General features: G+C 42.5%; 11 protein-coding genes and 3 pseudogenes. 13 read left to right on the forward strand and 1 reads right to left on the reverse strand.

What is annotated here, in order from left to right; genetic code table 11:
- Window positions 1-4 precede the first annotated feature (4 nt).
- Window positions 5-1,565 (reverse strand): annotated as a pseudogene (locus D2962_RS04210) (IS1182 family transposase).
- A 171-nt stretch (window positions 1,566-1,736) separates the two neighbouring features.
- Here D2962_RS04210 and D2962_RS04215 point away from each other — a divergent pair.
- The 13 genes and pseudogenes from D2962_RS04215 to flgL all read left to right on the forward strand — a co-directional run bounded on the left by D2962_RS04215 (window position 1,737) and on the right by flgL (window position 12,951).
- Window positions 1,737-2,399 (forward strand): hypothetical protein, encoded by a 663-nt coding sequence (locus D2962_RS04215; RefSeq protein WP_120765294.1) that lies wholly within the window; start codon window positions 1,737-1,739, stop codon window positions 2,397-2,399.
- 283 nt (window positions 2,400-2,682) lie between these two features.
- Window positions 2,683-3,330, forward strand: a pseudogene (locus D2962_RS19825) (hypothetical protein); the annotation flags it as partial.
- A 33-nt stretch (window positions 3,331-3,363) separates the two neighbouring features.
- A complete protein-coding gene (locus D2962_RS17435; protein ID WP_162991096.1) occupies window positions 3,364-3,948 on the forward strand; it encodes an HD-GYP domain-containing protein in 585 nt (194 codons plus the stop codon).
- Window positions 3,938-4,507, forward strand: a complete 570-nt coding sequence (locus tag D2962_RS04225) for a DUF5317 domain-containing protein (protein WP_122014223.1) — start codon at window positions 3,938-3,940, stop codon at window positions 4,505-4,507. Before D2962_RS17435 ends, D2962_RS04225 begins: the two co-directional genes overlap by 11 nt.
- A 118-nt stretch (window positions 4,508-4,625) precedes the next feature.
- Window positions 4,626-7,137 (forward strand): annotated as a pseudogene (gene secA, locus D2962_RS19080) (preprotein translocase subunit SecA).
- A gap of 76 nt (window positions 7,138-7,213) precedes the next feature.
- Window positions 7,214-8,327, forward strand: a protein-coding gene (gene prfB, locus D2962_RS04235; RefSeq protein WP_120765290.1) for a peptide chain release factor 2 whose coding sequence is annotated in 2 segments (ribosomal slippage) — window positions 7,214-7,282 and window positions 7,284-8,327 — 1,113 coding nt in all. Because the reading frame shifts where the segments join, the coding sequence is not laid out codon by codon here.
- A gap of 130 nt (window positions 8,328-8,457) precedes the next feature.
- Entirely contained in the window at window positions 8,458-9,234 is a 777-nt protein-coding gene (locus D2962_RS04240; RefSeq protein ID WP_122014224.1) for a ComFC family protein, read from the forward strand.
- Window positions 9,235-9,248: 14 nt separating this feature from the next.
- Window positions 9,249-9,497 (forward strand): hypothetical protein, encoded by a 249-nt coding sequence (locus tag D2962_RS18360; protein ID WP_245984897.1) that lies wholly within the window; start codon window positions 9,249-9,251, stop codon window positions 9,495-9,497.
- Entirely contained in the window at window positions 9,460-9,654 is a 195-nt protein-coding gene (locus D2962_RS18365; protein WP_245984898.1) for a hypothetical protein, read from the forward strand. The genes D2962_RS18360 and D2962_RS18365 overlap by 38 nt, the downstream gene beginning before the upstream one ends.
- 136 nt (window positions 9,655-9,790) lie before the next feature.
- Window positions 9,791-10,087, forward strand: a complete 297-nt coding sequence (flgM, locus tag D2962_RS04250; RefSeq protein WP_120765287.1) for a flagellar biosynthesis anti-sigma factor FlgM — start codon at window positions 9,791-9,793, stop codon at window positions 10,085-10,087.
- 34 nt (window positions 10,088-10,121) lie between these two features.
- The gene (locus D2962_RS04255) at window positions 10,122-10,631 is read left to right on the forward strand and encodes a flagellar protein FlgN (protein ID WP_120765286.1); all 510 of its coding nucleotides are present in this window, start codon (window positions 10,122-10,124) and stop codon (window positions 10,629-10,631) included.
- Window positions 10,632-10,643: 12 nt separating this feature from the next.
- Window positions 10,644-12,059 (forward strand): flagellar hook-associated protein FlgK, encoded by a 1,416-nt coding sequence (gene flgK, locus D2962_RS04260; RefSeq protein ID WP_122014225.1) that lies wholly within the window; start codon window positions 10,644-10,646, stop codon window positions 12,057-12,059.
- A 7-nt stretch (window positions 12,060-12,066) separates the two neighbouring features.
- Window positions 12,067-12,951, forward strand: a complete 885-nt coding sequence (flgL, locus tag D2962_RS04265) for a flagellar hook-associated protein FlgL (protein WP_122014226.1) — start codon at window positions 12,067-12,069, stop codon at window positions 12,949-12,951.
- Window positions 12,952-12,999 lie beyond the last annotated feature (48 nt).

The following is a 12,999-nucleotide window of genomic DNA, read 5'->3' on the forward strand; positions in this document are numbered from 1 at the left end:
AGCCCTATGCCAGGGCTATTTTTGCTAAATTATGAGCTATACTTAGTAATCCCCACTCAATTTTTACCTTTTCAAGACCGCGAAGCATAAATCGCCGAAATGACCAGTTATGTTTAATCCGGCCGAAGACAGACTCCACCTCTATTGCTCGCTGAGAACGTAATTTTAACCCCTCTTCAGAAGTTAAATTGTGTTTTGCTTCATCTTTGAATTCCTTAAGGCGAAAGCTAACTTGGATTTTTCTGTTTTCTTTGAGATTTTGTACAGTCTGATTTATATGGACACCCTTCGCAATCTTCACATTCATATACTCGTCGTTCAGTAGAATATCCATTTTCGGTTACTGTCTTTTTAGTATAAGCATACTTTAGCCTTTTTCCCCAAGGACAAATAAACTCGTCCTTGATCTCGTTATAAGGCAAGTTTTCCATTCTAAATTTGTTATTCTTGAAAAAATTCTTCTGCTCTGCATGGAAATAATTATATTTTACATAATTTCCAATACCATGTTCTTTAAGGTAGTCATAATTTTCTTCACTACCATAACCTGAGTCTGCAACTATATTTTCAGGTAGTTTTCCCAGCACTTTTTCTACATGTTTTAAATGCGGGATCATACAACCTGTATCAGCCGGCCGCTGGTGGATACTGTATCCTACAATAAACTGGTTTTCTGTTCCTATCTGTACATTGTAGCCAGGTTTTAACTGACCATTTTTCATGTGGTCTTCTTTCATTCTCATAAATGTAGCGTCTACATCAGTTTTTGAGTAACTATTTCTACCGTTAAGTTTCTTTTCTTGTTCTTCATATTTTTGTGTGCGTGGCAGGTAATCTTCTTTAATCTTTTTTGCTGCCTTTTTAAGTTGTTTATTTTTAGGCTCCTTGGCTAAGCGTTCATCTATTTTCTTTACAGCTTGTTCCAATTGTTCTGCAGTTATTGTTGCATCTTCCCCTAGTTCTTCTAGGTCCTTATTGCCATAGAGCTTGTTTTCTTCATCATTTGTTTTATCTATTGCAAATAATAACTCTTTTATTTTTTGCTGTAACTTTTCTTTATTTTTCTTTGTTGATTTCCCCCATATCCAAGTATATTTATTAGCATTAGCTTCAATTTTCGTTCCATCTAAAAAATAGTTCTCAAGTTTTACAAACCCTTATTGAATCAATAGCTCTATTACCGCAGCAAAAACCTCATCAATTACATCTTTCATAATTGATGAGCGAAAACGATTTATTGTCCTAAAATCTGGTTTGTTTCCTCCGCTAAGCCACATAAAATATATGTTTTCACGTAATGCTTTTGCAATGTTTCTAGATGAGTAGATCCTTTGTGTATAAGCATAAACGATTATTTTCAGCATCATCTTTGGGTGGTAGTTACTTGCACCGCCGCCTACATACTTTTCTAGCAACGGGTCGATATTCATCCTTTCAATGTATGTATTTACCACTCGTACAAGATGTTTTTCTGGTATTAGATCATCTAGACTCATTGGGAGGCTTAATTGATTCATATTATATTCTTTGAAAGTTACTTTTTTATTTCTATTTTCTCTTTTCATACTTAAATTTTACCATAATACCTAATGTTTTTGTACTACAAAAAATGGAAAAAGGGGCATGTTCCTTTTTACTTATGGGACAGCCCCTTTTTTTGAAAAATTTTCTTTACCTAGCAGGAAATAACAAAATAAGGTCGAATTCATTATAGTAAGAAACTGTGAGGTGATCGGATGTCGGAAAATAATGACAAGCAGCAATATATCAAACACTGCGAGGAAATCATCAGAAGCATAAAAGATATTGTTTCGGCCAAGATTATTACATCATCGGAAGGTAAGATATCCGAGATTCATGTTATAGCCAGTTCCAAAAGAAACCCCAAGCAGATAGTGAGGGATATTGAATCAGCCCTTATTGCCACTCTGGGTTCAGAAATAGATCATAAAAAGATAAGTGTCGCCCAGATAAACCATGAAAATGAATACATGTTCGATGTACGCTTAAAAATCGACGGCATTGGTGTGAGAAACTATAGATTCAATTATGAAGCATCAGTTACGCTCAGTGACCATGATGGAAATACATATGAAGGAAAAGCTGAAGGTCCGGGGTCTATCCATGGGCGGCTGCGCACCGTCGCTGTAGCCACATTGAATGCAATCCAACAATTCCTGGGGGGGTCTTTTATTTTATCCCTGGAGGATGTGGTTGGTTTTAAAATAGGAGGAAAAGAAGCTCTGGGAGTTCTGGTGTCCATGGTCATTGAAGGGAGTGAAGAGCATTTTTTGGGCAGTGCCCTCATAAAACAGGATAAAACAGAAGCCACGGTCGCAGCAGTGTTAAATGCAGTTAACAGAAAAATAAGTTTTATTGTAAAAGAGAATACAGTTTAAGGGCCGACAAATAAGAGCGAAGCGGTTTTATAGCCTGCTTGAATAGCGGTAGAGCAGAGCACCGAAAGAAAAGGGGGCTATAAAATGAAGCTGAATGATACTCTGGTAAAGATCCTTCTGGCACTTTTTGCTTTAGTGCTGGCTGGTGGGGCAAATTTCAAGCTGGGTGGCTAATCTATAAAATAAAATCATCATGTCGGCCCTAATTTTATGCAGATGATTTTTACTATCATACCCATGCTGATCAAATGAAATAATTTTATATGCTTGACAAGGTGAAAAAATGAAAAAGAATATATACTTTAGTTTTCAAATTATATACTTTATTGTTGTAATAACAGCAGCTATTATAATTTTATATTTATCTTTGAATAATGATATCTTACGAAATAAGACATCTTTTTTTCTATTTTTATTTTTGGCTTCCCTGGCTGAAATATTACCGATAAATCTTCCCAAGGATGCTGAAGTGACTGTAGGTTTTGCCGTTTTTATGGGAGCCATACTTGTTTTGGGAACCAAGGCAAGTGTTTGGCTTGCCTTTATTGCGGCTGTTATACCAGAAATAAAAACGAAGCGTTTTATAAGAATACCTTACAATTCATTTGTTAATATAAGTATTTATATAATAATGGTTGGTGTTTCTGGTTATTTGTTTGAAATAACTGGAGGGACCCCTGGGAAAATCAATATATTAAATGACATAATCCCAATGCTAGTATTAGTTTTTAGTTATCTTATTATGAATATAAGCCTTATTGCTTTAGCTCTTTCTATTTTACAAAAAGAGAATCTTTTCCATATATTTACCAGCAATTTTAAATGGGCATTGCCCAATTATCTTGCATTGGCACCTTTGGGAATTCTTCTGGCAATTATTTATATAAATGTCGGTAGTGGGGGAATCCTTCTTTTTTTAGTCCCCCTTTTGATAGCACGCCATTCCTTCCAGCTTTATATGAACATGCGAAAAATTTATCTTGAGACCATTCAGGCGCTGGCTACGGCCATAGAGGCCAAGGATCCTTATACACGAGGTCATTCCGAAAGAGTGGCCATGTATTCATCGATTATAGCCGAAGAGATGAATCTTCCGGAGGATTTTTTAAACACATTGAATTTTGCCGCATTGCTTCATGATATCGGAAAAATAGGCATACCCGATGAAATACTGAATAAGCCAGGCAAACTTTCCGAGGAAGAATTTGACAGGATAAGAATCCATCCGATCCTCGGTGCCAATATAGTGGAAAAAATTGACTTTCTGGCCCAGGCATCTTCATATATAAGGTTTCATCATGAAAGGCAGAACGGGCGGGGTTATCCCGAGGGATTAAAGGGTGAAAATATTCCACTGGGGGCTGCTATACTGGCAGTGGCTGATGCTTTTGATGCGATGACTTCCGACAGGCCTTACCGGCGGGCGTGGAATTTAGATGATACATTACATGAAATCGAAAGCAATTCCGGTATCCAGTTCAGACCCGAAGTGGTAGAGGCTTTAAAAAATGCTGTAAAAAAAGGGAGAATCAGAATAGATGCTGGTTGATTTTTTGGTAATATCTATTGTTATAGGTTTACTGAGAAAAGGGAATCTAAAAAGCCTTTCAAAAATACCCTTAAAAAAACTGGAACTTATTTTTATTTCTTTTATAATCCGTTATTTACCGCTGGTTTTAAAAGGCAATCTTTTTGAAACAGCCGCAAGATTTAATCTCATTATAGTATCAGCGTCTTATCTACTATTGCTTTATGCTCTCGCTTCTAACTGGCATATTAAAACGATGCGGCTGGTAACCCTGGGTATTTTTTTAAATTTTGTCGTGATAGCGATTAATGGGGGGAAAATGCCGGTATCAATTCCAGCTTTAGATATAGTCGGTTTAGCAGAATTAAAGCCATTACTTTTTGACCCGTCCTATCTATACCATACTGCTATTAATTCAGCTACAAGGTTGAATTTCCTGGGGGATATTTTTCCTCTTCCGCCTCCATATCCCAGACCGAGAGTTTTTAGCATAGGGGACCTTTTAATGGGAATAGGTATATTTTTAACCATTCAGGATGCCATGTTGAAAAAAAGCAAAGCCAGTGGTAAAATATTATAGATAATTACAGAAAGGAACCTTACAGGTTCCTTATAAATTTTGAATGGCCTAAATTTTTGGAGAGCAGCTGATGTAAGGATTTTTTATATATTACACTGGAGGAAGATGAGGTGACATTATGCTCGGTATTTTAAACAAGATACTGGGGAATTCCAATGACAGGGAAGTTAAAAAACTGAATATAATTGTGGAAGATGTAAACCGGTGGGAACCTGAAATAGAGAAACTTTCCGATAAAGAATTGCGGAAAAAGACCGATGAGTTTAAAGAGCGCCTTTCGGAAGGCGAGACACTGGAAGATCTACTCCCCGAGGCTTTTGCTGTGGTGAGGGAGGTTTCCAAAAGGACCCTTGGTATGCGCCCCTTTGATGTGCAGGTGCTGGGCGGTATCGTGCTTCATCAGGGACGCATAGCCGAGATGAAGACAGGTGAAGGAAAAACCCTGGTGGCCACCATGCCCGCCTATTTAAACGCATTAACCGGAAAAGGTGTGCATGTAGTAACGGTCAACGATTACCTGGCTAGAAGAGACAGCGAGTGGATGGGGAAGATTTATAATTTCCTGGGCCTTGAAGTTGGCCTCATAGTCCACGACCTGGATTATGAAGCCAGAAAGAAGGCCTATAATGCCGATATAACCTACGGCACCAACAATGAATTCGGCTTTGATTACCTGAGGGACAACATGGTGCTGTATAAAGAGCAGATGGTTCAAAGACCCCTGAACTATGCCATCGTTGACGAGGTTGACAGCATACTCATAGATGAAGCCAGGACCCCCGCTGATCATTTCCGGTCAGGCGGAGGAATCTACGGATATTTACTACAGGTTTGCAAGATTCGTTCCCAGGTTGAAAGAGGGCGAAGACTACAACGTGGATGAGAAGGCTCACAGCGTTATGCCCACGGAAAAAGGCATCAAGAAAGCCGAAAGTTTCCTCGGTGTTGAGAACCTGTATGATGAGGAAAACATGGAACTATTGCACCATTTCCAGCAGGCACTGAAAGCCCATGCCCTCATGAAGATCGATAGAGACTATGTGGTAAAAGACGGCCAGGTTATTATCGTAGATGAATTTACCGGAAGGCTCATGTTCGGAAGAAGGTACAGCGACGGCCTGCACCAGGCTATAGAGGCCAAGGAAGGCGTTAAAGTAGAGCATGAGAGCAAGACTCTTGCTACAATAACCTTCCAGAACTATTTCAGGATGTATAAGAAGCTTTCCGGCATGACAGGTACCGCTGCCACCGAGGAAGAGGAGTTCAGGAAGATATACGGGCTGGATGTGGTGGTCATACCCACAAACAAGCCCATGATAAGGGTTGATTACCCCGATGTGGTCTACAAGACCGAAAAGGGCAAATTTGAAGCCGTGGTCAATGAAATTGTGGAGTGTCACAAAAGAGGTCAGCCGGTGCTGGTAGGTACAGTTTCCATAGAAAAATCCGAGCTTTTGAGCAGTATGCTCAAAAGGAGGGGAATACCTCACCAGGTTCTGAATGCCAAGTACCACGAAAAGGAAGCCGAGATCGTGGCAAAGGCCGGCCAGAGAGGGGCAGTTACCATAGCCACGAACATGGCCGGTAGGGGAACCGACATTGTGCTGGGTGAAGGGGTGGCAGAACTGGGAGGCCTTCATATTATAGGTACAGAGCGCCATGAGGCTCGCCGCATAGACAACCAGCTCCGAGGCCGTTCCGGACGCCAGGGAGATCCGGGTTCTTCAAGATTTTATGTGTCTCTGGAAGATGATCTCATGAGGCTTTTCGGCTCCGATAACATAAAGAGCATCATGGACCGCCTGGGTCTGGAGGAAGACCAGCCCATCGAGCACTCCCTGATTACAAAGGCCATAGAAAATGCGCAGAAAAAGGTGGAAGCCAGGAACTTTGACATAAGAAAACATGTGCTGGAATATGACGATGTCATGAATACCCAGAGGGAAGTCATATATTCCCAGCGCCGCAAGGTTCTGGAAAAGGAAGACCTCAAAGAAAGCATAAAACAGATGATAGTGGATGTGGTCGACAGGCTTCTGGAAATATATGCCGGAAAGGAGATCCATCCTGAAGAGTGGGATATCAAAGGCCTTTCCGAATATATGGCGGATATATTCCAGATAAGGGATGTCATCGATTCCGCTTCTCTGGAGAACATGTCCAGGGATGATGTGCGGGATACCCTCATCGAAAAAGCCCAGGCAGCCTATGAAAAGAAGGAAGAGGAACTGGGCAGCGAAACTATGCGGGAATTGGAAAGGTTCATCATGCTCAAGGTAGTGGACCAAAAATGGATGGACCACATCGACGCCATGGACCAGCTTCGGGAGGGCATAGGTCTTCGGGCTTACGGCCAGAGGGACCCGGTTATTGAATATAAAATCGAAGGATATGATATGTTCCAGGAGATGATAAAAAACATCCAGGAAGATACCCTGCGCTACTTGTTCAGGGTCCAGGTCAAGGCCGCTCCTCAAATGCAGCAGAGAGCTTACAATGTTTCTTATTCCCACGGAGGGAGCGAGGAGAAAAGGCAGCCCATAAGGAAGGAAAAGAAGATAGGACGAAATGATCCGTGCCCCTGCGGTAGCGGTAAGAAATACAAGAAGTGCTGCGGACGCAATGCGTAACGATGGGGGCAACACCCGAAAACCAACCGTTCGACTTTCAGATTTTTACCAATAAAGAATTTAAGGTGGGATATGAATGATCGAAGAATACAAAGTAGAACTTGAATCCTCAAGACAGATCTTATCAGAACTGAGGGATTCTCTTTGAAATCGAAAAATTGCATGATGAAATAAAGGAGCTGGAGCAAAAAACATTGGTCCCTGGTTTTTGGGACGATCAGGAAAATGCCCAGAAGATACTCCAAAAGCTCAATGGTCTTAAAGAAAAGGTAGAAAAATTTGAGAGGCTAGAGCACAAACTTGAGGATGTGGAAACTCTAATAGAACTATATGAGGAAAGCCCCGATGATGAGCTGGCGGAAGAAATAAAACAAGAAGTCATAGCCCTAAAAAACATGTTGGAAAAAGCCAGGCTGGAGACCCTGCTTTCGGGAAAATATGACAGCAATAATGCCATAGTTTCCCTCCACGCCGGGGCCGGTGGCACAGAAGCCCAGGATTGGGTTCAGATGCTTCTTCGGATGTATACCCGTTGGGCTGAAGGCAGAGGATATAAAGTTACAACTCTAGACATACTGCCCGGAGAGGAAGCAGGTATAAAGAGCGTTACCATTCTGGTGGAAGGCCTCAACGCCTATGGATATCTGAAATCCGAAAAAGGCGTCCACCGGCTTGTGCGCATATCGCCCTTTGATGCAGCCAACCGCCGCCATACATCTTTTGCTTCTGTTGATGTGATGCCTGAAATCGATGACGATGTGGAAATAGAAATAAAACCCGAAGACCTTAAAATAGACACCTTCAGGGCCAGCGGGGCCGGCGGCCAGTATGTAAATAAGACCGAATCGGCAGTGCGCATTACTCATATACCTACGGGCATTGTAGTGGCCTGTCAGACCGAGCGCTCCCAGCAGAGCAACCGTAATACCGCCATGAAGCTTCTGAAAGCTAAACTGTTTGAACTGCATCAGGAAGAGCAGCAAAAAGAACTGGATAAACTCCGGGGGGTTCAAAGAGAGATAGCCTGGGGCAGCCAGATAAGGTCCTATGTATTCCATCCTTACAGCCTGGTGAAAGACCACAGGACCAATGTAGAGGTGGGAAATGTCCAGGCCGTCATGGACGGGGAAATTGATGAATTTATAAATGCATATCTGAAGTTAAATATCCAAACGGCCTATGAAAAATAGGTCTTTTTTTTATCGACAAAAAGAGGAAAAATGGCTTTTATGGTAGAATATTGTAAAATAATATCAACCTATTTGCCGAATAGGAAGGCCGTTGCAAGAAAATCATGGCATTACAGTACGGTGGTCGCTTATGAGCATTGTTCATGAAATCACAAACGGAATACTGGACCTCATTTTTCCCCGGCAGCCTTACTGCCTTGTGTGCAATAACAAACTTGAGCCGGGGAAGGCACTGATTTGCCTTTCATGTGAAAACAAGGTGAAACCTGTAAGCCCGCCTTTATGTCGAAAATGTGGCAGGTCCCTCATGGCACCGGGTCCCACCACAGCCGGAAACACGGACTTTTCAGTCCCAGGCTTTTTCCGAAGTCAGGTGTATCATCTTTGCCGCGACTGCAGGGCAAGAGAACACTATTTTGTCGAAGCTCGTTCTTTCGGATACTATGAAGGCGTTTTAAGAGAACTAATACACCGGTTCAAATATGGTGGGAGACGGGAACTTGCCGAATTTCTTGGCGGCAGGATGGTCCAAACCCTGGAGCATATTTCCTGGCCGGCCTTCGACTATATTGTGCCTGTACCCCTTCATATAAAAAGGGAGCGGGAGCGGGGGTTTAATCAGGCATATCTACTGGCTTTTGTTGTGAACCGTCATACCGGTGTTCCCATTTTCAGGGGCTTTATAAGGATAAAACCCACTGAACACCAGACCCTGCTTGATAAATCTTTAAGGGAACAAAACCTTACAGGCGCTTTTGAAGTGGTGGATAAAGCCAGATTAAAGGGCAAAACACTGCTTTTGATAGATGACGTCTATACTACCGGCTCCACTGCAGATGAGTGTTCCAAAACTCTTATAAATGCCGGAGCCGATAGCGTGTTCGTATTGACCTGTGCCCGGGGATGAGAGGAGGTGGAACAATGGAGCTTAGAAATTGTCCAGTATGCGGGAAACTTTTCGTATATACCGTTAGAAATCTGTGCCCGGAATGTGCTAAAAAGGATGAAGAAAACTTTGAAAAGGTGCGGCAGTATCTCTATGATGTTCCTCAGGCGACACTCGAAGAAATAGCGGAAAAAAACCGGCGTTCCCGCAAAGAATGTTCTGGAATATTTAAAAGAAGGCCGGCTTATGCTGAAAAAGAACAACCTGAACATTCTGAGCTGTGAGATGTGCGGCTCACCTATACTTACGGGCAGATACTGCGAAAAATGCGCCAAAGAAATGAAAGAGAAAATGGATAGTTTGAAGCACAGGGCTATAGGGGTAAATGAAGACATGCGGGGAACACTTCACCTTTCAAAGTTGCGAAAACGTGAAAAATAGAAAAAGCACCCATAAAACCTTAGAAATACAGAGATATTGAGACATAAATTAGTTCTGATGCCGTATATAATGCTCACTTTTTGACAGGATATTTCCGATAAATATAACAGCAGAAGAAATAATAGGGGGCATTGGTATGAATATTTCCCGAAGCCAGTTGAATAGTTTTATACGCATATATTCTGAAAACGGCAAGGAAATCCATAGCAAAGACAAAGAAAAATCTAAAACTACTCATGCTGACAGCATAAGTCTCTCTGCAGAGGCAAGGGAATTATTAAAAGCCGCAAAATCCGTGATGACCAATCAGGAAATAAGAGAAGAAAAGGTTGCTCTGTTAAAGGAAAAAATAAACAGGGGCACTTATAATATCGACGGCCAACTGGTAGCTGAAAAGATAATAGAGGAGCATTTTAACGGTAAAATGATTTAGGGGCAAAACGATAAGGGAAAATGGGGGCTTTAAAATGGAAACCGCAGATAATGTATATTTTGCGGAACTCATTGATGAATTAAATAATGAGCTGTCCATATATAAAGAGCTTTTATCCATAGCCGGAAAGAAAACCGATATTCTCATCAAAGGAAATGTAAAAGTTCTGTCGGAGATTACCGGTATCGAGCAAGATCTGGTTTTAAAGCTAGGCAGGATAGAGGCAAGAAGATTTGATATAGTAAAGCAGATCGCATCTTTTTACAAAAAAGATGTGTCCGATGTAAACGCCAGTTTCTTTGAAAGCATTTTGCCTCCGGAAGAACTTGCAAGATTCACCCGGGTATTTCATGAACTTAAAAACGTTTTAGCTGAGCTTGAGCATAAAAACAATACCAATGAGAAATTGATAAAGCGGGCTCTTGACTATATAAAATTCTCTCTTGAGGTCATAACCGAAGCGGGCAAGGAGACATCGGTATATGATGCCCGGGGAAAAAATTCTGGAGAAGGAGCGCTGCGCCTGATAGACAAAAAAGCATAAGGCGGTGAAGTAATGTATTCGAGTTTTTTCGGCATAGAGATTGCTAAAAAAGCCCTTTTTGCCCAGCAGCGGGCCCAGGAAAATGTGTCGCACAACATTGCCAATGCCAACACCCCGGGGTATTCCCGGCAAAGGGCAATAATGGAATCGACCTATGTGAAACCTTACGGCGGTACTAATCTGGCCGGGACCGGCGCCTATCAGCTTGGGTCTGGCGTGAAGGTAGAAGACATCGCCAGAGTGCGGGATGCCTTTAAAGACATGCAGTTTCGCGAGGAAAACTCAGGCCTGGGATTCTGGCAGTTCCAGGCGGATTCATTGAAACAGATCGAAGCGGTCTTCAATGAACCTTCCGATATAGGTGTGTCATCGGTACTGACCGAATTTTGGAAATCCCTGGAGGAACTTTCCAAAAATCCCGAGGCCGTGGAAATAAGGGAAACGGTTAAGGAAAGGGCCGTTACCCTGACCAATACCATAAATCATACGGCAAACCAGCTTCAGCAGATCATAAATGACGTGAACTTCAGGCTTTCCATTAAAGTCGATGAGGTAAACAACCTTGCAAAGCAGATTTCCGAGCTCAACGCCCAAATACAACAAACGGAAATAGTGGGCGTTACCGCCAGTGACTTAAGGGACAAAAGAGACCTTTTGCTTGATGACCTTTCGAAACTGGTCAACATAGACACCTACGAGGACCAGAACGGCATATTTACGGTAACCGTCGGTGGGGCCATAATGATAAAAGGTTCCGACTATGAGGCCATGAAATTTGACATTGATAACCCTTCAGATGGTGTAAGATGGTCAGGTTATAATACCGATGTAAACTTATCAAAAGGGGAATTGAAGGGACTTTTGGAATTAAGGGATAACAAAATAAAGGTATATCAGGATAAGCTCAATAGTTTTACAACCGCTTTTGTAAGTAATTTTAATAGCATTCATAAAAATGGTTATGACCTTGACGGCAATCCAGGTGTAGACTTTTTCCGCCAGCCTCCAAATGCAGGCGAAATAATTTCGGTTAGTGGTGATATCTTAAACGATATTAGGAAAATAGCAGCTGCAGGTAGTAGTACAGGTGTGCCCGGCGACAACGAAAATGCCCTGGCCCTGGCAAATCTTAAATATGACAAGGTCTTGATCGACGGTCAAAATATCACCCTGGACGACTATTACGGATCACTCATCTCGAAACTGGGCGTGGATTCCCAGGAAGCCCAGCGCATGGCAGCCAGCCAGGAAGTAATGGTGAGCCAGCTCGACGAGCAGAGAAAGGAAATTTCCAGTGTTTCCCTGGATGAAGAAATGGCCAAAATGGTCATGTACCAGCATGCCTATAATGCCGCTGCCAGGATGGTTACCACCCTGGATGAGATGATAGATACCATTGTAAACAGAATGGGCATAACAGGAAGGTAGTGAAATCATGCGCATAACTCAGGGAATGATAACCGAAGCTTTCATGCGAAACCTTTCCTACAATCTAAAAAGGCTCAATGATAAAGAGGACATGCTGTCATCGGGCAAAAGGGTGAGGCGTCCCTCCGATGATCCGGTGTCCGCCATTCTTGCCATGAGACTAAGGAATACCCTTTCCGGCATTGAGCAATACAACAAGAATGTAAACGATGCCCTCACCTGGCTTAAGAACACAGAGTCGGCCCTGGCCAATACCGGCGACATCCTCCAGCGCATCCGGGAGCTTACGGTCAATGCGGCCAACGACACCCTTACTCCTGAAGACAGACAGACTATACTCGACGAGGTATCCCAGCTCAAACTCCAGATATTGCAGGAAGCCAACACCAGCTATAACAACAGATACCTCTTCGGCGGGTATGCCACAGACCAGCCGCCTTTCTATATTGATAGCATTACAGGCAAAATAACAGCAAATACCAGCGCGACGGGGACTTTAAAATACAACCTTGGCATGAACAATAATATGGATGTTAATGTACTGGGCACTGATGTCTTCTCAGATTTATTTACCACTGTGGAATCCATAGAATCCGATCTTAAATTAAACGATGCCTCTGCCCTGTCGGGCAGACTAACCGACCTTGACAACGCCATCAACATCGTATTAAAATACCGCTCCCAGATAGGCGCCAAATCTAACCGTCTCGATGCCACCAAATCAAGGTTGGAGTCCAATGAGATAGATTATACCGACCTTCTTTCCAAAACCGAGGATGTGGATGTGGCAAAGACTATCATGGACCTTAAGATGGACGAAAACGTCTACAGGGCATCCCTTGCCGTAGGTGCCCGCATCATCCAGCCCACGCTGGTGGATTTTCTAAGATAAAGAGGGCGGGCAGCGGATTCAATTTATACTATTTTTGAAGCCGGAAGA

This window comes from Biomaibacter acetigenes, from assembly GCF_003691585.1.
GTDB lineage: Bacteria > Bacillota > Thermosediminibacteria > Thermosediminibacterales > Tepidanaerobacteraceae > Biomaibacter > Biomaibacter acetigenes.

Bases quoted from the DNA above. Each gene is read 5' to 3' on its own strand.
- D2962_RS04215 (WP_120765294.1), top strand. From the start codon at position 1,737: ATGTCGGAAAATAATGACAAGCAGCAATATATCAAACACTGCGAGGAA.
- D2962_RS17435 (WP_162991096.1), top strand. From the start codon at position 3,364: ATGCGAAAAATTTATCTTGAGACCATTCAGGCGCTGGCTACGGCCATA.
- D2962_RS04225 (WP_122014223.1), top strand. From the start codon at position 3,938: ATGCTGGTTGATTTTTTGGTAATATCTATTGTTATAGGTTTACTGAGA.
- D2962_RS04240 (WP_122014224.1), top strand. From the start codon at position 8,458: ATGAGCATTGTTCATGAAATCACAAACGGAATACTGGACCTCATTTTT.
- D2962_RS18360 (WP_245984897.1), top strand. From the start codon at position 9,249: ATGGAGCTTAGAAATTGTCCAGTATGCGGGAAACTTTTCGTATATACC.
- D2962_RS18365 (WP_245984898.1), top strand. From the start codon at position 9,460: ATGCTGAAAAAGAACAACCTGAACATTCTGAGCTGTGAGATGTGCGGC.
- flgM (WP_120765287.1), top strand. From the start codon at position 9,791: ATGAATATTTCCCGAAGCCAGTTGAATAGTTTTATACGCATATATTCT.
- D2962_RS04255 (WP_120765286.1), top strand. From the start codon at position 10,122: ATGGAAACCGCAGATAATGTATATTTTGCGGAACTCATTGATGAATTA.
- flgK (WP_122014225.1), top strand. From the start codon at position 10,644: ATGTATTCGAGTTTTTTCGGCATAGAGATTGCTAAAAAAGCCCTTTTT.
- flgL (WP_122014226.1), top strand. From the start codon at position 12,067: ATGCGCATAACTCAGGGAATGATAACCGAAGCTTTCATGCGAAACCTT.